The sequence below is a fragment of the Arthrobacter sp. CAL618 genome (genome assembly GCF_000468215.1).
Lineage (GTDB): Bacteria > Actinomycetota > Actinomycetes > Actinomycetales > Micrococcaceae > Arthrobacter_D.
Genome location: NZ_ASZW01000018.1, coordinates 1 through 20677, shown reverse-complemented (window position 1 = coordinate 20677; position 20677 = coordinate 1). Strand labels below are relative to the sequence as shown.

Annotated in this window: 16 protein-coding genes and 1 pseudogene; 4 read left to right on the top strand and 13 right to left on the bottom strand. The window is 64.9% G+C overall.

Annotated elements, in window-relative coordinates:
* From topA to trhO, 3 genes are all read right to left on the bottom strand, one after another.
* Positions 1-2505 (bottom strand): type I DNA topoisomerase (gene topA, locus K728_RS18075; protein ID WP_443110894.1); only part of this gene is annotated, 2505 nt, incomplete at its 3' end.
* Between the two features lie 232 nt (positions 2506-2737).
* Positions 2738-4375: a DUF7059 domain-containing protein gene (locus K728_RS0100700; protein ID WP_024475525.1), complete on the bottom strand. Its 1638-nt coding sequence runs from the start codon at positions 4373-4375 to the stop codon at positions 2738-2740.
* The gene (gene trhO, locus K728_RS0100695; protein ID WP_024475524.1) at positions 4372-5298 is read right to left on the bottom strand and encodes an oxygen-dependent tRNA uridine(34) hydroxylase TrhO; all 927 of its coding nucleotides are present in this window, start codon (positions 5296-5298) and stop codon (positions 4372-4374) included. The genes K728_RS0100700 and trhO overlap by 4 nt, the downstream gene beginning before the upstream one ends.
* Before the next feature lie 98 nt (positions 5299-5396).
* Between trhO and K728_RS0100690 the strand changes: the two genes are divergently transcribed.
* Together K728_RS0100690 and K728_RS18070 are read left to right on the top strand one after the other, a co-directional pair.
* On the top strand, positions 5397-6047 hold the full coding sequence (locus tag K728_RS0100690) for a GNAT family N-acetyltransferase (protein WP_024475523.1): 651 nt from the start codon (positions 5397-5399) through the stop codon (positions 6045-6047).
* A gap of 48 nt (positions 6048-6095) precedes the next feature.
* A pseudogene (locus K728_RS18070) lies at positions 6096-8434 on the top strand (DEAD/DEAH box helicase).
* 92 nt (positions 8435-8526) lie between these two features.
* On the opposite strand, the gene K728_RS18065 reads toward K728_RS18070, so the two are convergent.
* From K728_RS18065 to ssd, 7 genes are all read right to left on the bottom strand, one after another.
* On the bottom strand, positions 8527-8994 hold the full coding sequence (locus K728_RS18065) for an Rv3654c family TadE-like protein (protein WP_019483168.1): 468 nt from the start codon (positions 8992-8994) through the stop codon (positions 8527-8529).
* Positions 8991-9479: a TadE family type IV pilus minor pilin gene (locus K728_RS18060; protein WP_156809070.1), complete on the bottom strand. Its 489-nt coding sequence runs from the start codon at positions 9477-9479 to the stop codon at positions 8991-8993. Before K728_RS18060 ends, K728_RS18065 begins: the two co-directional genes overlap by 4 nt.
* Positions 9480-9486: 7 nt before the next feature.
* Positions 9487-9705 (bottom strand): DUF4244 domain-containing protein, encoded by a 219-nt coding sequence (locus tag K728_RS20325; protein ID WP_083850916.1) that lies wholly within the window; start codon positions 9703-9705, stop codon positions 9487-9489.
* A gap of 188 nt (positions 9706-9893) precedes the next feature.
* A complete protein-coding gene (locus K728_RS0100665) occupies positions 9894-10514 on the bottom strand; it encodes a type II secretion system F family protein (protein ID WP_024475522.1) in 621 nt (206 codons plus the stop codon).
* A 1-nt stretch (position 10515) separates the two neighbouring features.
* Positions 10516-11307 (bottom strand): type II secretion system F family protein, encoded by a 792-nt coding sequence (locus K728_RS18055; RefSeq protein WP_024475521.1) that lies wholly within the window; start codon positions 11305-11307, stop codon positions 10516-10518.
* Positions 11304-12560 (bottom strand): TadA family conjugal transfer-associated ATPase, encoded by a 1257-nt coding sequence (locus K728_RS0100655; RefSeq protein WP_443110893.1) that lies wholly within the window; start codon positions 12558-12560, stop codon positions 11304-11306. The genes K728_RS18055 and K728_RS0100655 overlap by 4 nt, the downstream gene beginning before the upstream one ends.
* On the bottom strand, positions 12557-13582 hold the full coding sequence (gene ssd / locus K728_RS18050; protein ID WP_024475519.1) for a septum site-determining protein Ssd: 1026 nt from the start codon (positions 13580-13582) through the stop codon (positions 12557-12559). The genes K728_RS0100655 and ssd overlap by 4 nt, the downstream gene beginning before the upstream one ends.
* A 218-nt stretch (positions 13583-13800) precedes the next feature.
* Here ssd and K728_RS0100645 point away from each other — a divergent pair, with 218 nt between their 5' ends.
* Positions 13801-15516 (top strand): bifunctional 3'-5' exonuclease/DNA polymerase, encoded by a 1716-nt coding sequence (locus K728_RS0100645; protein WP_024475518.1) that lies wholly within the window; start codon positions 13801-13803, stop codon positions 15514-15516.
* A 14-nt stretch (positions 15517-15530) separates the two neighbouring features.
* On the opposite strand, the gene K728_RS0100640 is transcribed toward K728_RS0100645, so the two are convergent.
* Genes K728_RS0100640 through K728_RS0100630 form a run of 3 tightly spaced genes read right to left on the bottom strand, consistent with a single transcriptional unit; the run spans position 15531 to position 18406 of the window.
* Positions 15531-16190 carry an NUDIX hydrolase gene (locus K728_RS0100640; protein WP_019483160.1) on the bottom strand — a complete coding sequence of 220 codons (660 nt, stop codon included), beginning with the start codon at positions 16188-16190 and terminating at the stop codon, positions 15531-15533.
* Positions 16187-16993, bottom strand: a complete 807-nt coding sequence (gene nth / locus K728_RS0100635) for an endonuclease III (protein ID WP_024475517.1) — start codon at positions 16991-16993, stop codon at positions 16187-16189. Before nth ends, K728_RS0100640 begins: the two co-directional genes overlap by 4 nt.
* Before the next feature lie 9 nt (positions 16994-17002).
* Positions 17003-18406, bottom strand: a complete 1404-nt coding sequence (locus K728_RS0100630; RefSeq protein ID WP_024475516.1) for a hypothetical protein — start codon at positions 18404-18406, stop codon at positions 17003-17005.
* 289 nt (positions 18407-18695) lie between these two features.
* On the opposite strand from K728_RS0100630, the gene acs reads away from it, so the two are divergent.
* The gene (gene acs / locus K728_RS0100625; protein WP_019483158.1) at positions 18696-20660 is read left to right on the top strand and encodes an acetate--CoA ligase; all 1965 of its coding nucleotides are present in this window, start codon (positions 18696-18698) and stop codon (positions 20658-20660) included.
* The last annotated feature ends 17 nt before the right edge of the window (positions 20661-20677 follow it).

Sequence of the window (20677 nt, the reverse complement as noted above, 5' to 3'; positions counted from 1 at the left end):
CCCGCCGCGCTGTTTGGGCTGGGAGTAGATCTCCAGCGCCTGCTCCAACGTGATGGTGAAGATTTCCTCCTCCGACCCGATGGACCGCGAGTCGGTGCCCTTCTTCAGGTAGGGACCGAACCGACCGTTCTGGACGGTGATCTCCTTGCCTTCAGCGTCGACGCCGAGGACCCGAGGAAGATTCATGAGTTTCAGGGCGTCCTCAAGAGTCACCGTGTCCAGCGACATTGAAGCGAACAGGGACCCTGTGCGGGGCTTCTCCTTGGTCGGCTTTTTCGGCGGCTTCGGCTTGCCGTTCTTGTAATACTCCACCGGTTGTTTGGCCAGTTCCTCTTCGGTGACCTCCGGGATCAGCTCAATCACGTAGGGGCCATAGCGGCCGTCCCGTGCCGCGATGGAGCGCCCCGTCTCCGGATCCTCGCCGAGGATCCGTTCCTCGGTACCAGAGGTGTTCATCAGTTCGATGGCCTTCTCGACAGTCAATTCGTCGGGGGCCAGGTCTTCAGGAACGTTGGCTCGCTGAGGTTCGGTTCCTTCTTCAGCATCAGCGGGGAGCGGCTTCTCCAGGTAAGGCCCGAACTTGCCGACGCGCAGTGTGATGCCTTCGGCGATCTCAATGGAGTTGATCTTGCGTGCGTCAATCTCGCCGAGGTCGTTCACGATGGTGTGGAGCCCGGTGACCTTACGGTCCCCGTAGTAGAAGTGGTTCAGCCAGTCGACGCGGCCAGCTTCACCGCGGGCAATGCGGTCCAAATCCTCTTCCAGCTCCGCAGTGAAGTCGTAGTCGACGTAGTCGTGGAAGTGCTCCTCCAGCAGCCGGACCACTGAGAAAGCGATCCAGCTAGGGACCAGCGCCTGCCCGCGGGTCCGCACATACCCGCGATCCATGATCGTGGAGATGGTTGCTGCGTAGGTTGAGGGCCGGCCGATGCCCAGCTCCTCCAGGACCTTTACCAGCGAAGCTTCAGTGAAACGCGGCGGCGGTGAGGTTTCATGCCCGACGGCGTTGACCTCCTCCGCCCCCAGCTTGTCCCCCGCGGCAAGGTTGGGAAGCCGGGCTTCCTGCCCACCATCGGCCGAGGCATCCTGCTCATTGCGCCCGGCATCCTTACCTTCCTCATAGGCAGCCATGAAGCCGCGGAAGGTGATGACGGTGCCGGAGGCCGAGAACTCAGCGTCACGAGTCTTTCCGTCCGGACCAGCTGCGAGAGCACCCAACCGGAGAGTCGCCGTCGAACCCTTGGCATCAGCCATCTGGGAAGCGACCGTCCGCTTCCAGATGAGTTCATATAGCCGGAACTCTTCGCCGCGCAGTTGTCCGGCGACCTGCGCCGGCGTCCGGAAAGAGTCACCGGCGGGGCGGATCGCCTCATGGGCTTCCTGCGCGTTCTTGGACTTGCCTTTGTACACACGGCGGGCGTCCGGGACGTATTCAGCACCGTACAGTTCGGATGCCTGACGGCGGGCGGCGTTGACGGCCTGATCCGAAAGGGCCGGTGAATCGGTTCGCATATACGTGATGTAGCCGTTTTCATACAGGCGCTGGGCAACCTGCATGGTGACCCTGGAGGAGAATCGCAGTTTGCGGGCTGCTTCCTGCTGCAGGGTCGAGGTGGTGAACGGCGCTGCAGGCCGGCGGGTGTAGGGCTTGGTGTCGACCGAGCGGACAGCAAACTCGGCGTCCTGCAGTTCGGCCGCCAACGATTCGGCGGTTTCGGCATCGAGCCGGGCCACCGTCGATGACTTCAGCTCTCCGAGGTCGGTGAAATCCTTGCCTGTCGCCACCCGTGAACCGTCGAGGCTGACAAGTTTGGCCGCGAAGGACTGACGCTCGTCACCGCTCTGCGGTGAGAAGGTGCCGGTGAGATCCCAGTAGGACGCTGCACGGAAGGCCATCCGTTCGCGCTCGCGTTCGACCACAAGCCGGGTGGCGACCGACTGCACGCGTCCAGCTGAGAGGCCGCGAGCCACTTTGCGCCACAGTACTGGTGAGATTTCGTAGCCGTACAGCCGGTCCAGGATCCGGCGGGTCTCCTGGGCGTCGACCATCGGAATGTCGAGTTCGCGCATTTCCAGCAGGGCACGCTGGATGGCTTCCTTGGTGATTTCGGGGAACGTCAGCCGGTAGACCGGGACCTTGGGTTTGAGCACCTCAAGCAGGTGCCAGGCGATTGCCTCACCCTCACGGTCACCGTCAGTTGCGAGGTAGAGGGCTTCGGCGCCCTTGAGCGCCGCCTTCAGCTCGGCGACTGTCTTCTTCTTGTTGGCCGACACCACATAGTAGGGCTCGAAGTCGTTGTCGAGATCCACCGCGAATTTGCCCACACCGGTCTTCTTCAGCTCGGCGGGCAGGTCTGAGGGCTGGGGAAGATCCCGGATGTGCCCCATGGACGCCGTGACCTCGAAGCCCTCGCCAAGATAACCAGCAATGGTCTTGCTTTTTGCGGGTGACTCAACGATGACGAGCTTGCGGCCGGGCTTCTTGTCCGTTGCCTTAGTGGGCACTTCTCTCCTATATATAGGTCCGCTGAGCTGATGGCGTTTCAGCGGTTTTCGTAACGGGGCGACTCGGGCCATTAGCCCCCACACCCTTCACAGTATGCGGTATGCCTTCTTGCAATAGGGTAACGGCTTCGGTGTACCGCTGGTCACAAAAAGGGGATAACTGTGCAGAACCTCTCCTCGCCGGGGCCGCACGACGCCCGGGCTGGCGGCCGGGAACGGTGGCCTGCCGACGTCAGCTGGCTGCTGCCGGAATCAGGAATCCGTCCAAGAGAAGCCTCCGCACATCGGACAGCAGGGCAGCCCGGAAGGCGTCGTCGTCCTGGCCAAGGAGCGCACTGAGAGCCAGCACGATCTGACCGGCCGAGAGCTCACCGTCGCAGGCGGACACGAAACCTGCCAACTCGGTACTCAGCAGGTTGGTGCGACGAAAGCCAGCACCCTGCCGGAGCAGGATCACTCCGGGGTGTTCGGCGCCCGGGCGCTGGTGACGTTCCTCGGTGACGTCGTCGGCCACCAGCAAATGCTGCTCGGACAGGTCCTCGGCGTGCTTGACGACCCAGTCGTACCTGCCGATGCCGGCGGCGAAGTGCGGGGCGATCGGTTGCTCCAGCGTGTGCGTGATCTCCTCGAACTGACGAAGCGGGACCTCCGGCGTTGAGGCGGCCTGCTGGCTGGCGGGCTGTCCGGTGTGCGGCACGTCGTGCGTGCGAAGCAGCACCGCGCCGAAGCCGACCGAGTCAACGTTGCGGGACCGGAAGTCGTCGATGTAGGCCGCATACCGGTCCACGAACCCGTCTCGATCACGGGTTTCGGCGGCATCCCGCAGCCAGGTCAGCGCATAGCCCGACGGGGTCAACTGTTCCCGCTGCAGCACCCAGCAGTCCACGCTGGCGGGAATCCACGACTCGATCCGATCGTGCCACTGCGCCCCGGAGGAGATTTCCCAGTTGCCCAACAGCTGGGCCGTGCCGCCCGGAGTCAGGACGCCAGGTAGTTCTTTGAACAGCGTCGAAACAATATCGTCGCCGGGCAGTCCGCCATCACGGTAGGTGAACTGGCTTTCAGCGGTTTCCGCCGGGTGGCGGGGAGTGATGACGAATGGAGGGTTCGAAACTGCCAGGTCGAATGTTTCGCCAGCTACCGGGTCAAGGAGGCTTCCTTGTCTGAGTGTTACCCGGTTTCCCAGGTCATCGGGGTCCAGCCCCAACCGTTCGAAATTCAGGAGCAGGTTGAAGCGGGTAAACGCGAGCGCTCGAGCCGAGATATCGGTGGCAGTGACATGCCGAACATGACCAAGGAGGTGGAAGGTCTGGATGCCGCACCCGGTGCCCAGATCAAGGGCACGGTCCACGGCAGGCCGGACCGTCAGTTGGGCCAGGGTGCGAGAAGCCTGGCCAACACCGAGGACGTGATCGCGGCGGAGCACCCCGGGCCGCTGATGCTGGCCTAGGTCACTGGCCACCCACACATCGCCTCCGGCGTCTGAAGAGTAGGGGCGGAGGGCGACAACCGCCCGCCAACCGTCCGCACCATGCCGTTCAGCCAAGCCCAGGCGAGCCAGCCCGTCCGGTGTGGTCCGGATGAAAGCCCTGCTGAGGTGGGCTTCGGGCACCGTTTCGCCGAGCAGCCACAGCAATACCGCAGCAGTGGGTTGGTCCCCGGCTGTTGCGTCCGCTTGCCGGCAGGCGAGGAGCGCGGGGATCAGCTGATCGTTTTCGAGCGACTCCCAGGCTTCGACACCGACGAGCCCGGCGACGCCGTCGACCGTGTAATTGAGTGATTGAAGGTCGGCCGCGAGGGCCGCCAGAAGCGCCTTGTCACTGCTGAGCGGTGCATCAGGGACATCGCTGGTGAACTCGGCATGCCTCACGCAGCACCCGCGGCGGTTGCCTCGGCCTCATCGGATTCGCAGCCCTGAGGGCAGCGCAGCGTCGATGGGGAAGCGGCGCAGTCCGCACAGTACAGGGTCAGATTGCGGCAGGCGAGGTTGGAACAGTTCTCGAACTTGTTCGTCGGTGTCTCACAGCGAACACACTTGCCGATGGTTTTTGCATCCTGTGAAAACTCGATGTGCATGCGCTTGTCGAAAACATACAGGGACCCCTCCCAGAGGCCCGAGTCACCGTACTCCTCCCCGTACCGCACGATTCCGCCATCCAACTGGTACACCTCGGTGAAGCCGCGATTGATCATCAGGCTGGACAGAACTTCGCAGCGGATCCCCCCAGTGCAGTAGGTGACCACCGGTTTGTCTTTCAGGTCGTCATACCGACCAGAGTCGAGTTCATTGACGAAGTCCTGGGTGGTCGCGACATTCGGGACGATCGCGTTTTTGAACCGGCCGATCTGCGCCTCCAGCGCGTTGCGACCGTCGAAAAAGACCACTTCCTCACCACTGGCCTTTTTGGCATCCACCAGGCGGTGCAGTTCCGCGGGTTTCAGGTGCGTGCCGCCACCCAGAACGCCGTCCTCGTTGACTTTGAGCTCCGCGGGGGCGCCGAAAGACACGATTTCGTCTCGTACCTTGACGCTGAGCCGGGGAAAGTCAGCTGCCCCGCCCTCGGACCACTTTATGTCCATCTTTTTGAAGGCCGGATACTCGCGGGTTGCCTTCACATACTGCTTCATGGCGTTCAATTCGCCGCCGACGGTTCCATTGATCCCGTCTTTCGATAGCAGGATTCGGCCCCGGAGCCCGAGCTTCTCGCAGAGTGCCCGCTGCCAGAGTCGGACGGCCTCCGGATCGGGTAGCGGGGTGAAAGCGTAATACAGCACAATGCGGTTCATGGACACGCAGTCAAGCATAACGGTCCGCCCTCGGTGAGGTCTCGAATCGACTACGGCTTCGGTGTCCTATGTTCAATACCAGCCACAAAGCCTAAGGTCATTTCATGAGTGCACATCTCTCCGAAAAATTGCTGAAGACGTGGATCTCCGGTTGGTCCTCCTGCCGGAGCTATCAGCCGCACGACGACGGCCGCACGGTGTCCGTATCCCTCACGGATCACGGCAATCAGCAGGAGCACTTCTTGTATGAACCCACCGACGAATTGGCACTCTCGCTCGCAGCTGAAACCAGAGCCGACCCGAATCGTCTCCTCACCGTGGTGACCACCCGGATGGACGAACTACTCGGCCTACTCAGCCCGTTGGGCCTGAGGGTGATTGACAACCATCAGGCACTGATGACCGTGAACATGGACGGTCAGGACGTCGAGGACCCTCGCCCGCCTGATGAGGTGTTCTCCATTACCCACCTTCGTGAGCCAACCTGTCGCCGGGTCATCGTGACCGCCGACGGTGAGGAGGCGGCCCGCGGATCAGTCGCAGTGGAACAGGGCTTCGCCGTCTATGACCGCATCCTGACGAGTGAACAGTTCCGTCGTCGCGGGCTCGGCAGCTACGTGATGCGTGCGCTTACCTCGGCGGTGCTGGAAGACGATGTGGAACACGGGCTGCTCATGGCGTCGGCTGACGGCCAGCAGTTGTATCAGTACCTGGGCTGGCAGCATCTCGCCGACGTCTTCGTGGTTCGCGCCTAACCTACCTTTTCTGGTTTTCCGCACCCGCCGGAGTGACACAATGGCAAGGTGGCCCTTCATGACTCCCTGATTCCCCTACTTGGTGGGGGCGCCGAACCGGAGCAGCTGGTTCACGTTCGGGAGATTCCCGCCCGGCAGGCCGTCACCGAGCCGTGGCCGGACTGGGCCCACCCCGATATTGTCGCTGCCTATGCGTCGTTGGGCGTGTCTACCCCCTGGCGGCATCAGGTGATCGCAGCAAACGCTGCGCATAGCGGTCGGCACACCATTGTGGCCACCGGCACGGCATCCGGGAAATCGCTTGCCTACCAGCTGCCGGTGCTCGACGAGATTCACCGGACCGCGTTAGGGGACCGGACCTCGCTGGAGCCCACCGGTTCGGTGGCTCTCTATCTCGCACCAACCAAGGCACTCGCCGCAGATCAGTTGGCGGCAGTGAAGGCCATGAACATTCCGACGGTCCGGGCGGAAACGTACGACGGCGACACCGATCCGACAGCCCGCCGGTGGATCCGAGACCACGCAAACCTGGTGCTGGCGAACCCAGACATGCTGCATTACGGGATCCTGCCCAACCATTCCTGGTGGGCCAGGTTTTTTCGTCGGCTGAAGTATGTGATCGTCGATGAAGCCCACAGCTACCGTGGGGTTTTCGGCTCCCACGTGGCGAATCTGCTGCGTCGTCTGCGGCGCGTCTGTGAGTACTACGGCGTCTCCCCCGTTTTCATTGGCGCTTCCGCCACGTCGGCCGATCCTGGTGCCTCCTTCGGGAAACTGATTGGCAGTGAGGCGACGCCGGTAGTGGAGGACAGTTCCCCACATGGGTCAACGACCGTAGCATTTTGGGAACCAGAACTCACTGATCTGCGGGGAGAGAACGGTGCCCCCAAACGCCGGACCGTCATCGCTGAGACGTCTGACCTGTTGACCAATTTGGTCTCCGCACAGGTCCGGACGATCGCATTCATCAAGTCGCGGCGGGGAGCGGAGAGCATCGCCGCGATGTCAAAGCGGCTGCTCCATGAGGTTCATCCCAGCCTGCCCGGCAGGGTTGCTGCGTACCGGTCGGGTTACCTTCCCGAGGAGCGCAGGGAACTGGAGTCAGCGCTGCGCAGCGGGCAGCTGCTCGGTATTGCCAGCACGCCCGCGCTTGAACTTGGTATCGATATCTCCGGGCTGGACGCCGTTCTGGTAGCAGGGTGGCCCGGCACCCGGGCCTCGCTCCTGCAGCAGATCGGCAGGNCAGGGCCGGACGGTCGGGGCAGGACGCGCTCGCAGCCTTCATCGCGAGCGATGACCCACTCGACACGTATCTGGTGCATCATCCGGAGGCAGTGTTCGACGTCGGGGTGGAAGCTACCGTTTTTGACCCCACCAATCCCTATGTGCTCGGCCCACACCTTTGCGCAGCCGCCGCCGAGTTGCCGCTGACATCGGCTGATCTCGCGCTCTTCGGTTCCGGGGTTGAGGACCTGCTCGCGAAATTGGTCAGCCAGGGGTTCCTCCGCCAGCGGCCCGCCGGATGGTTTTGGACGCACCCGCAAAGCGCTGCCGGGATGGTCAGCCTGCGCGCCGACGGTGGCGGCCCGATCAGCATTGTCGAGACCGGGACCGGGACCATGCTCGGCACCATGGATTCGCCGCAGAGCCACTATCAGGCGCATGCCGGTGCGATCTATGTGCATCAAGGGCAGACCTACGTGGTCGACGAGCTCAACGAACAGGATCATTGCGCCATGGTGACCCGGTCCAACCCGGATTACTACACCCAGGCCAGGGATATCACCGAGATTGAAGTGATCAGCACCAGCCGGACACAGGACTGGGGCGGGTTACAGATCCGGTTCGGCGAGGTAATGGTGACCACGCAGGTGGTGTCGTTTCAACGGAAGGCCTTCGTCTCCAACGAAATCCTTGGTGAAGAGCCGCTCGAACTCGGGGCCCGGGATCTTCACACGAAGGGTGTCTGGTTCGAGTTCGACCAGAAGCTACTGGAAGGCAGCGGCCTGACCGCGGCCGATCTGCCGGGCGCCCTCCACGCCGCGGAACATGCCGCCATCGGTCTGCTACCCCTCGTGGCGTCCAGCGACAGATGGGATATTGGTGGAGTTTCAACCGCACTGCACGCCGACACGATGCTCCCTACCATCTTCGTTTATGACGGCCATCCCGGCGGGGCGGGGTTTGCCGAGCGGGGCTACGAAGCCGTCCGGATCTGGGTCAAGGCGACCCTCGACGCCATTGATGCGTGCGAGTGCGACACGGGCTGCCCCTCGTGCGTGCAGTCGCCCAAGTGCGGCAACCGCAACAACCCGCTGAGTAAGTCCGGCGCCGCAACACTATTGGCATTGATCCTGGCGCAGGACCCCAACCCGTCGCACCGCTAGGACCGCTGGCCAGGTGCGGCGACCGGCGCTTCCCTGTCCTTGTCCAGGTTCCTGTTTCCGTTCCGGATTCGGATTCGGATGCGGATTCGGATCTAGGGCGGCGGTCCGGCGCGTGCCCGACCCATTGCATCCGGCAGCAACGGGTACCCGGCAATCACCACCTTCACCGTGAACGAAGTGCGCACCTCCACGATGGTGCCCCCGGGACCCTCCCGGGCACAGGCCTGCACGGAGGCGCCATGGGCCGCAGCGGTTTCCATCGCGACAGTGCAGGGATCTCCCGCGGTCAATCCACGCGACGCGTCGGCGGCGGCCAGGGCCGCGAGATCAGCGGCGGTAGCTGCCCGTGCCGCTGCCGTACCGACCTGGGCCAACAAGATTACTGCCGTAATCAGGGTGAGAACCACCAGCGCGAACCCACAGATCAGTGCGGTCCCGGCCCCTGTTTCAGCGCCGGTTTGAGCGCCAGTTTCAGCGTGGGGACTCCTGGCGACGGTTTCAGCGTGCGCCCCGGCGCCGGTTTCAGCGTGGGGGCTCCTGGCGACGCACAGACTCCTCATGTCCTACCTGCCGTCGCTACGGGGCCTACCGGGCCTATCCGCGGCGCGTCTGGTCCGATCGGGGCCTCGGGTTGTAGGTGATAACGCCCGGCTGTCCCGGTCTGAGTGGGTGCGGACTCCTCGCTCTGCAGCTCGGAGCGCGCCGTTGCTGACGCTGACAGCTCCCACCCCAACTGGTCCAGCAACGGGACGGCCAGACGTGAGCTGACTGTCACCGTTGACCAGCCACCGTCGCTCACTAGATCAAGTTGCACATTCCCACCTGCAAGGCGCCGCACCGTCGTTTGCACCTGACCCGTTGACTCGCCGCGCACGACCTCCCGGGCACCTGCGCGGGCCGCCTCCTCCAACCGCAGCTGCGTCAGTCCCGCGGTTGCGGCACCCAGGAGGAGCGCGAGGAGCAAAACCAGCGACGGCAGCGCAATCGCGACTTCTGCCGTCACCGCACCGCGCTGCCGTATCACCACCGGCCTGATCCCTGGCATCAGCCAGCTACCCGAAACTCAGGGCCGAGCTGATGAGGGACATCAGCATTCCCCTGACCTCCCCACTCGACAGGACCGCCACGAGGAGGGCAGCAAATCCCACCGCGGCGAGCGTGGCAATCGCGTACTCGGCGGTGGCCATCCCGGCCTCCGAATTGGCTAGGCGGTGCCACCGGTCGGCAACCCGACGTCTCCATTGCGAACCTGACCCTCTTACTGACGACATATCTCTCTCCTTAGTATTCGTATGCTGCAGCACCGGCGAACTGCGCCGTCCTCTCCGACTGTGGGTATCTGGGAGGTTGTTGGTGGGCGCCAGGACGCCCTCTTCACACTCTGCCCGGCAGTGCCCGGCCGTTGGGCGCCGCAACCGGGTTATGTGGACAAGTCTCAGTAGATCGGTATTCACTGGCGTCACCACTCCGGAACCAGGGCGAAGACCACCGGAAGCACCCCGAAGCAGATGAACGCCGGGAGATAACAAAGACCCAGAGGCACCACGAGCCGGACGCCGAGCGTGGCCGCTCGTTGCTCTGCTTCGCTATTTCTGCGGCGCCGGAGCTGCGATGCATGGGTGTGGACAATTCCGGCTGACGAGGCACCGGTGAGTGCAGCGAACCGCAAAGCGCTGCTGAGCACCACGAGGATTTCCCCCGTCCGGACATCTGAGCGGGCGACGGCTGAGTTCCACGCCACGTCCCAATCAGCGCCTAGTGACAGGGCACTCGCCACGGCTCGCAGGCCACGTGCCAACGACGGTGGACAGGAGCCAGCGAGTGATGTGAGAGCAACTCCGATTGGCGCCCCGGCGGTCAGAATTGCGGCGAGAAGATCAATCATCAATGCGGTGTCGAGGACGTCTGCGTCCTGATTCTTCGCGTGCGGCGCACCGCCGCGGCGCCACCGCCACGGCGGTGCACCTGTCCGGTGCCCGGGAACCTCCCTGTCACCCCACCTCACACCAACCAGCCCCTGGGACGCTGTCAGCAGGAGGAAAGCCGCGCCCGTCAGGCTAAAGACCAGCAGCCCGGTCACCTCAGCCGTCCCGGGCCGCAGCGGCAACAAGCCGATTGGACCAGACTCGTCCGCCCACCATCAGAAGGCTCCCTGTACACAGCAACACCAGCCCGGGAAGCGACCCGAACAGGATAGCGAGGGGTTGAGCGCCGGTCAGGTAGCCCAGCCCAAGTCCGAAGATCGGGAGCCAGCCGAGGAGACGCGCGGTGGCGGCTGGCCCGGCCAGCGCCGTTGCCCGTGACGCAGCGGCGCTGAGTGATTGCTCCAACTGGGCGGCATACCGGCCCAGGACTTCGACCAGTGGCGCGCCGCTTCGCTCGGATACTTCCAGGCATACCGCCAGGTCCCGCCACATGCCTGAACAGTCCGCTGGTGGGGTCCTGACTCGGCTAAGGCGCCAGCGTTCGCGTCCGTGCGGATCAGCTGCTGCGCGCCGGAGGACCTCCGGGATCCCAGCCCCGATTGCTGCTGCCTGCTGGGCGGCGCGAACAACTGGCAGCGCAACCTGTTCGAACCCAGGACCGGAACCCGGGATCCGTTCCCTGCCGGCCGCCGAATACACCACGGTCATGTCCTGCCATAGCTGGTGCGGCGCCCTTCCCGCCTGCAGCAGCGCTGTCAGCTGGTACACGAACAGGGGCAGCTCCGACGGGGCTACTTGGGCGGGTCGGGTCAGGTTGCGCGTCGCTGCGATCCGGTTCCCGACCCCGGTTGGCTCCCCAGCGTTGTTCTGGCCCTCCCTCCGGACCTCCGTTACGGCGAGGATGAGAAAGGCCACAAGCATCAACCCGCCGACGGCGAATCCCGTCATGACTGTGGTCCAATCCTGAGCAGATCCTGCAACCGCGCCCAGCCCGGCGCCGCCTCACATCCACCGCCGCACCGGACAAGGGCGGGGCGAACTCTTAGCGCGCCGGCGTCGTCAAGTTCCACCAGGCCGATCACCGCAACCTGCCGTCCCCCCGGGCTGCGTACCAGGTGCACCACGACGTCCAGCGCACTGGCGGCTTGCAGGGTGATTGCTTCACGGTTCAGGCCGGCCAGGGATCCCAGGGCCATCAACCGTGCGGGGACGGTTTCAGCTGAGTTGGAGTGGATCGTGCCGCCGGCACCGGAGTGACCAGTGTTCATCGCCGCGAGGAGTTCCCGGACTTCCGCGCCACGGCACTCCCCGACGATCAGCCGGTCGGGACGCATCCGCATCGCTTGTCGGACCAGTTCCGCCAGGTCGATTGCACCGGAGCTCTCCGCATTATTGTGGCGGCATTGCAAAGATACTGCGTGGGGATGACGCGGGTTCAACTCAGCCGCATCCTCAACCGTCACCAGGCGCTCAGAGGAAGCGCTCAGGGCCAGCAGCGTCGACAGGAGCGTGGTCTTGCCGGTGCCAGTTGCACCGCTGACCAGGAAGTTCAGCCGCCGCACCACTACCGCGTGCAACACCTCGGCCATCAGCGGATCAAGGGTTCCCGACTGGATCAGCTCGTCCATGGTGAACTCACGATGGCGTTGAACGCGGATAGACAGCAGGGTGCCCCGGTTGGACACCGGTGGCAGGACAGCATGGACGCGAAATGCAGCCAGGCGGACGTCGACGCACGGGTTGCCGTCGTCGAGACGTCTACCAGCGGCTGAAATGAGCCGGGTTGCCAAGGTACGCACTTCAGCATCGGTACGGAAACGGAGGGAGGTTCGCCGCAGTCCGGCGCCCCCGTCGACCCACACCTCATCGGGCCCGTTGACCAGGATGTCTGTCACGGAGAGGTCCTCGAGAAGGTGTTGCAGCGGCCCCAACCCCTGCAGCTCCGCCTGCACCTGGTCAACGGTCCGGAGCATTCCGGTGGCCCCCAGCAGCTTGCCCGTCGATTGGACGGCGGCAGCCAGACGAGCCCCGGTGAGCGGTAGCTGGTCGGCAAGGACCGCCTGGCGCACTTCGCTCACCATCGCCGCGGCTGCACCACGGTTCCCATCATCACGGCCCGCGCTGTCAGGGCCCGCGCTGTCTCGGCGCGTATTGTCACGGTGCGTATTGTCACGGTGTCGGCTGCGTGTCAGATCGCTCACGGCCTGGCTCCCCTCGCATGGAAAGGCACCGTGGCCAACGCCTGCGCGGTGAGGGCCTGCACCCGGCGGTGCTTGCCAATTGTTAGGAGTCGTCCCTGCCGTTCAGCCGTGGGGACGCCGCGTAGCTGCGGAAGATGCCCAATTAGGGGCCCACCCGCCAGCTCGGCCACCCGGTGCGGATCCAGGTCCTGAGCGAATGGGCCGCGGGCCACGAGACCGACGGGGAGAAACTGGGTTTGTTGCACGATCGAATGAGCCACAGCGAGGGGGCGACGGCGCCCCGGGACGAGCAGCACCAGTTCGTCGCAGAAGGGAAGCAGCGGTCCGCCCCAGGGCCACCCGGACGGAAGGTCAGCGATCGTCAGGTCAAAACCGCTTCGAACCGCGTCCAGCACTGACTTAACAGCTGAAGAGCCGAGTATCCCTGCCTCAATCGCCGGCGAACCTCCCATGGCCAGGACTGATACACCCCTGACCACGGGGAGCGCATCCACTAGTTGATCTGGGTTGAGCGTGCCGCTGACCTCACCGAGATCTTCCCACCGGATACCGGAGAGCGATTCAGATACGGCGAGATCCAGTCCCCCGCCCGCACAATCACCGTCGAGGAGCAGACACGACCGACCGGACCGGGCCGCGGCGAGTGCGAGCCAGCAGCTCAGCGAACTGGCTCCGACTCCGCCCGTGCAGCCCATCACGCCGAGGACGTGACCGCGCGGGCCGCTTGCCCGAAGGCCAGCGAAGCGTTCCACCAGCCAGCCGGCAGCAGCGGGTAGCAGGGCAACCTGGGAGGCGTTGAGGCGGGTTGCTGTCTGCCACACTGCACCGTCTTCCCCAGATAGGCCCACCAGGATCAGCTCACCGTCAGTTGCTGATCCTGTTTCGGCGCTGTCGCTGCCCACGAGCAGCACGGCGGGGTGCAGTTGGCGGGCTTCGGGGAGCGTGGTCGTCACAGTCAGCTCCAGCCCTGCCGCGGCCGCGACCCTCGCGGTTTCATCCCGGATGCGTTGCGAGCTGGTCACCAACGCTACGCCTGCCCGCCCGGAAGCCGGGAGCCAGGGACGTCCTTCTGTCATGGGTCAAGCGTGGGGCCCCGGAGCTGATGCCCGGGCAGTCTAGCGGGCGTATGTGGACAGGCGTCCGACAATTGCTCCTGTGGAGGACGGGTGCCTCCACAGGAGCGGTTTGCGGGGTGTCGAGCCCGACCAGGATTGTCTGTGGGGCGGGAGACAATAGAGCCATGTATGTTGTCGTGTCCTCACCGCCCGCTCCAGGCAGCCCTGCCTGGCCGGCTGGGGGGTCGACAGACGACGCCGTCGCCGTGCTGCAGCCCGCGGATGCGTCGGGATCGGCCACTGGTGCGGCCGTCGTCGTCGGGCACGACGAACTTGCCGCGGCCGTCCGCCACTTTGAGGCGCAGAAGGTGCGCTGGGTGTGGGATGCCACCCGCAACTGGTACCCGCAGCTCCTGCACCAAAAGATCAGCGTCGAGCGGTGCCATGACCTGAGCCTGTGCCGGGACATCCTGCGGCACTCTCGCTTCGCAGCTGACCTGCCCTACATCACCAAGCTGCAGGACAGCGCCGACGCACAGGATCAGGCCCCCGCGCGGCAACTTCCCCCGGTTGCCGCATCGATAGGGCAGTTCAGCCTCTTCGAGACCCCCTCCGCCCCCGGCGGACCCGGGCCGGACGAGGTTCTCACCGAGTTCCGCGACCAGCAGCAGGCTGTTGCGGAAGGGCGGTTTCCCCAACGGCTGTCGCTGCTGCTAGCGGCTGAATCGGCTGGCGCCCTCCTGGCCGCCGAGATGGAGAACGCAGGAATACCGTGGCGTCGTGATCTCCATGAGGAGCTGCTGGAATCGCAGCTGGGTCCCCGCCCCCGTGAAGGCGTGCGGCCTGCTGAGCTGGAGCGGATAGCCGGTGAGCTACGGGTGCACCTGAACAACCCCGGTTTTAACCCTGACTCACCGCAGGAGCTGCTGCGAGCGCTCCACCGGGCAGGCATCGAGGTAACCAGCACGCGGTCCTGGGAGCTGGAACAGCACAAGCACCCGGGGATTGAACCCCTGCTGCGCTACAAGAAGCTCTCCCGGTTGCTGACCGCCAATGGGTGGACCTGGTTGGATGCCTGGGTGCAGGGCGGCCGCTTCAGACCCGAGTATGTGGTGGGTGGAGTGGTATCGGGGCGGTGGGCCTCGAGGGGTGGCGGCGCCCTCCAGATTCCTCGACAGATCCGTGACGCGGTGCGACCCGATCCGGGCTATCGGTTTGTGGTGGCTGACGCAGCGCAGCTGGAACCCCGGGTGCTGGCAGCGCTCGGCCGTGATTCGGCGCTGGCAACTGCGGCCCGGGGGAAAGACCTGTATCAGGGGATTGCCGAGCAGGGCTTTGGCGACCGGGCCAAGGCCAAACTTGCGATGTTGGGCGCGATGTACGGCGCCACTACCGGCGAATCTGGCCGGTTGATGCCCCAACTGGCCCGCACCTATCCGCAGGCTATCGGGGTCGTGGAGAGTGCTGCCCGCACGGGCGAGGCCGGTGGTGTGGTGAGCAGCTACCTGGGACGCGGTTGCCCCCCGGCAACTGACGCGTGGCTGGCGTCGCAGCAAAGCTCCACCGCTGATGAGCAGCGTCGTGCGGAAGGTCTTGCCCGATCGCGTGGCCGGTTCACCCGCAACTTTGTGGTCCAGTCGACCGCCGCCGAATGGGCGCTCTGCTGGCTCGCGGAACTGCGGCGTCAATTGCGCGCGAAGGCAGTTCCAGCCCCCGTTGACCTACTGGTGTTCTTTCTGCACGACGAGGTGATGCTGCATGTCCCCGAATCCCAGGTCGACGAGGTCTGCCGGGTGGTCACCGACGCGGCACAGTCGGCGACCCGGCTGATGTTCGGGGACATACCCATCGACTTTGCGGTCAATGTGGTGGTGGTGGATTCCTACGCGGACGCCAAATAGGGTGCCTTGGTCGGTCAGAGCGGTGGTGGGATCTGATCTGATTTGTCCCACGGCAGGGTCCACCCCAGGTCATCAAACAAGGCGTCCAGAAGTAGCGCAGTGAATCCCCACACCGTGACGTCCCTGACCAGGAAAGCCGGGGTGGTCCAGGTGACGCCGTTGCGGTGCCCAATCACGGAACGTCGGCCCGCCGGGTTGAGCAGGTCCGCCACGGGTACCCGGAAGACGTGTTCGGACTCCGCCTCGTCGACCACCGTGACCGGTGACTGGTCGGCCCACCAGGCGAGCACTGGTGTGACCAGGAAGTTACTGACCGGAAGCCCAGACTCGGGGAGCGGTCCCAGCACCTCGATCCCGGCGGTGTCGACGCCGGTTTCCTCCCACGCCTCCCGAAGCGCCGCCGCCACCGGGCCGTCGTCGCCGTCGTCGATCCGGCCCCCTGGGAACGCCACCTGACCTGGATGGTCCGTCAGCGACCCTGAACGTAGCACCAGCAGGACGTCCAGGTCATCGGGCACGGCGCCCGCATGGAACTCAGCTGGCCGGTCATCGAGGATACCGAAGAGGATCAGGACCGCTGCGTGGCGCGCCTCTGCCGGGTCGATGCCGCGCAGCGTCCCCGGCTGCGACACCGACCGCTTCGCCAGATCCAGCAACTGTTGACGGGCACTCATGCTCCGAGGCTGTATCCGGCGGCCTGCAGTTCGCGCCGTGTGGCGCCCCCGCGCATCAGCTGCAGCAACTCTTCCCGCCCCGGCGCCAACTCGTACTTCAGCAGCTTCGCGGCTTTGACCGGGTCCACCTCGCCGTCACCATAGGCGGGGCAGAGGGCGGCCAGGGGGCATGCGCCGCAGGCTGGTTTGCGTGCATGGCAGACCCGGCGACCGTGGAACACCACATGATGGGAGAGCATGGTCCAGTCCGGCGGGTCGAACAAGCGGGCGACGTCGGCCTCCACCTTGACCGCGTCGTCGGACTCGGTCCAACGGAAGCGCCGCGCGAGCCGGCCGAAGTGGGTGTCGACAGTGATCCCGGGGATGCCAAACGCATTACCGAGCACCACGTTGGCGGTTTTACGACCCACTCCGGGGAGGGTGACAAGGTCTTCCAGGCGTGGTGGGACCACCCCATCGAACTCATCGACGAGGCGGTTGGACAAGGCCAGCAGGCTCTTCGACTTGGCGCGGAAAAATCCGGTGGGCCGGATCAGATCCTGCAGGTCCATTTCGTCGGCTTCAGCAAGACGGCGGGCGTCTGGGTACCTGGCGAACAGGGCCGGGGTGGTGAGGTTGACCCGGACATCGGTGGTCTGGGCCGACAGGACTGTCGCTACGAGAAGCTCAAAGGGATTGGTGAAGTCGAGTTCAGCAACGGCGTAGGGGTATTCCTCGGCCAGCCTGCGATGAATCCTGCGGGCCCGCCGCTTGATGGCGAGCGGCGACGGATCATGGGAACCCGCGGAGACCGTACCGACCACTGTCGGTGCCTAGCCGTCGCTCGGTGCGCGCTCGATGTTGGTGAGATCCCGCATGACACCGATCCGGCCCGTGCGCTTGTCCTGCACCAGAAATTCCTCGCCACGGTCCTCGATGCCCACCTCCCAGTCACCTGGAAGCAGGACGAAGAGTTCGACACCCGAGGCCTCGTCGACCACCGGGCGGGGTGAACCGACGGCGAACCAGAAGGCTTCCACCACCGGGGCGTCGTCGTCCGCGTCCTTGGTCGCTGAGATAGAGTCCTGGGACTCGCTGGGCTGGCGTTCCACGACCGGCTGCGCAGTTGTCGCGGCGGCGGTTGCAGCAGTTGTTGCGGAGGATGTTTCGGGGGTAGCGGCTTTCCGGGTTGCAGTTGCCTGCTGGCCGGTATCCACCGGAGCCTGATCCGCGGTCGGTGAGCTGACACCAGCGTCGGAGTTGCCGTCGGGCGACTGGGCGGAGTCGGGCGACGGTGCCGCGTCAGGGGACTGAGCCGGGTCAGGGGACTGTGCAGAGTCTGGCGACTGTGCCGAGTCGGGGGACGTGCCATACGGGGCGAAATCCTCATCAGCGAACCGCGGGTAGCCGGATGAATCGGCGTCAGCCAGTTCCTTGTCCTGGACCCCCGCTGCTGCCCCCACCCCGCTGTTCAGATGCGCCTCGGGCCTGCTCGGGCCCTGGTCGCCCGAAGAGGACTTCGCTGCGGCGCCGAATCCGAACTTGCCGGCAATGCCTGGGCTCTTCTTCTGCGCGGCAGGTTGCGATGTGGTCCCGGCGTGACCTGCGCCGAAGCCCGCTGCTGCTGCGCTGGCACCTGCCGCCGCCGTCGAGCCTGGCTGGGGAGTGAACTCGGTAACCTGCTCGGCCGCAACTGGCTCGGAGGCTTTGGGCTTTTTCGGTGCGGCTGGCAGGATGCTACGGGCCATCAGGTGGGCGTTTGAGCTGGGACGGCCTGCAAAATCTCGGGCGAACATCGGCAGATGCGGGCCTCCGACGGTGGCGGCCAGCATGCCAATCCCGCCGATGAGGCAGATGAGCGGCCCAATGTGGAAGGAGGTGACCGTCTGCAGGAAGAAGAAGGTCGTCGCAAGCGCGGCCACCACCGACGCGAACTGGTCGACCGAAAGCGAACCGATCCGCAGGTCGGTCCCGAGCCGCCGGGCGGCAATCAAGCCCGCAGTTGCTACCGGGAGGATGATACCGATTCCGAGGAAGAAGAGGGAGGACGCGTTCCACAGGTTGCCGAACCAGTCATTGGCCTCGAAGAAGGGAAGCAGCGAGCCGATGAAGATCAGCAACACCGAACCGCCGATCACCGCCTCGCGGAGAGTGAATGGGCCCAGAACCGCCTCGCTGGCGCGGTGTGAACTGTCGCTGCTGCTGCCAGCGAACCGATCGGTGTGCGGATGTGTCATTTCGGGATTCCATTCGTCGCAGCGGCCGGGCGGGCCGCAGTGGCCAGCCTTGCTTCCTGTCACCAGAGTAGTCAACCCGCCCCTCCTCCACTAGCCATCCGGGTCCACTCGCGCCCTTCTCACCGCCGCTCACCGCAGAAATTCGACCATTCACATTTGCGGATGTGAGCGCGCCCACACAAAGTCGGTGCGCGCGGTTAGTCTGGTCAGCAGTATCGCGGTGCTGCGTGCCGGTTTCGAACCGGGTGGCTCGCCGCCTAACGCTATCCGGCACGATGAAGGGTTGAACATGACTGAGAACACCCAGACCACGCAAGGCGACGCATTTGAGAATCTGCTTCTGGAGGAGCGTAGCTTTCCTCCCACCGAGGAGTTCGCGGCGAATGCCGTAGCTCAGCCCTCCCTCTATGAGGAAGGCAAGGCCGGGCCGGAGTTCTGGGCCGCTCAGGCACGCGACCTGCTCACCTGGGACGAAGATTTCACCCAGGCTCTCGACTTCTCCGACGCTCCCTTCGCGAAATGGTTTGTCGGAGGCCGGGTGAACGCCGCCTACAACGCGCTTGACCGCCACGTTGAGGCCGGCCGAGGGGATCGTGTAGCCATCCATTTTGAAGGCGAGCCCGGCGACACCCGCTCCTACACCTATGCGGAACTCACGGAAGAGGTCAAGAAAGCATCAAACGCGTTCCTCTCGCTCGGAGTCGAGAAGGGTGACCGGGTGGCGGTATACCTGCCGATGATCCCCGAGGCAGTCATCACCATGCTCGCCTGTGCCCGGATTGGTGCTGTGCACTCGGTGGTCTTCGGCGGCTTCTCCGCCGAGGCTCTGCGCAACCGGATCGATGACGCTGAAGCCAAGCTCGTCGTCACGGCGGACGGCACCTACCGTCGCGGCAAGCCCAGCGCGTTGAAGCCAGCCGTCGACGGCGCCCTGGAACGCGAGGGGCACACCGTCACTAACGTCGTGGTGGTTAAGCGCAACGGCGAGCCGGTGGAGTGGACCGAAGGTCGGGACGTCTGGTGGAGTGACGCCGTCGGCGGTGCATCAGCCGATCACACCGCCGTCGGACACGACTCGGAGCACCCGCTGTTCATCCTGTACACCTCGGGCACCACCGGGAAGCCTAAGGGCATCCTCCACACCACCGGCGGGTATCTGACACAGACGGCCTTCACCCACAAGAACACGTTCGACCTGCGCCCGGAGACCGACGTGTTCTGGTGCACGGCCGACGTCGGCTGGGTCACCGGGCACAGCTACGTCGCCTATGCGCCGCTCGTCAACGGCGCCACCCAGCTCATGTACGAGGGCACCCCCGACACCCCGCATCAGGGCCGGTGGTGGGAACTGGTGGAAAAGTACAAGGTGTCCATCCTGTACACGGCTCCGACGGCGATCCGGACGTTCATGAAATGGGGCCGCGACATCCCCAAGAAATACGACCTCACCTCGATCCGCGTGCTGGGCTCCGTGGGTGAGCCCATCAACCCTGAGGCGTGGATGTGGTACCGGGAAATGATCGGTGGGGGCAGTGCACCGATCGTGGATACCTGGTGGCAGACCGAAACCGGTGCGCACATGATCGCCCCGATGCCGGGCGTCACGCACGCCAAGCCGGGCTCCGCGCAGGTGGCAGTGCCGGGGATCTCGGTGGATGTCGTGGATGAGATGGGCGAATCGGTGCCCAACGGTTCGGGCGGGTATCTGGTGGTCCGCGAACCGTGGCCGTCCATGCTCCGCGGCATCTGGGGCGACCCGCAGCGGTTCAAGGACACCTACTGGTCCCGCTTCGACAACATGTACTTTGCTGGGGACGGCGCCAAGCGCGATAAGGACGGCGACATCTGGCTGCTGGGCCGCGTGGACGACGTGATGAACATCTCCGGTCACCGGCTGTCGACCACCGAGATCGAGTCGGCGCTGGTCAGCCACCCGTCGGTGGCTGAGGCCGCCGTCGTCGGTGCCTCCGATGAGACGACAGGCGAGGCAGTGGTCGCGTTTGTGATCCTGCGTGGCTCGGCCGTCGACGACGACGACATCGTCACCACCCTGCGCAACCACGTGGGCAAGGAGATCGGGCCGATCGCCAAGCCGCGCAACATCCTGGTGGTGCCCGAGCTCCCGAAGACCCGCTCCGGCAAGATCATGCGCCGCCTACTCAAGGACGTTGCCGAGGGCCGGGAAGTCGGCGACTCGTCAACCCTGTCCGACCCGACGATCATGGCTCAGATCGCTCAGTCCCTGAGGAAGTAACTCCCCGCCTGGGTCCC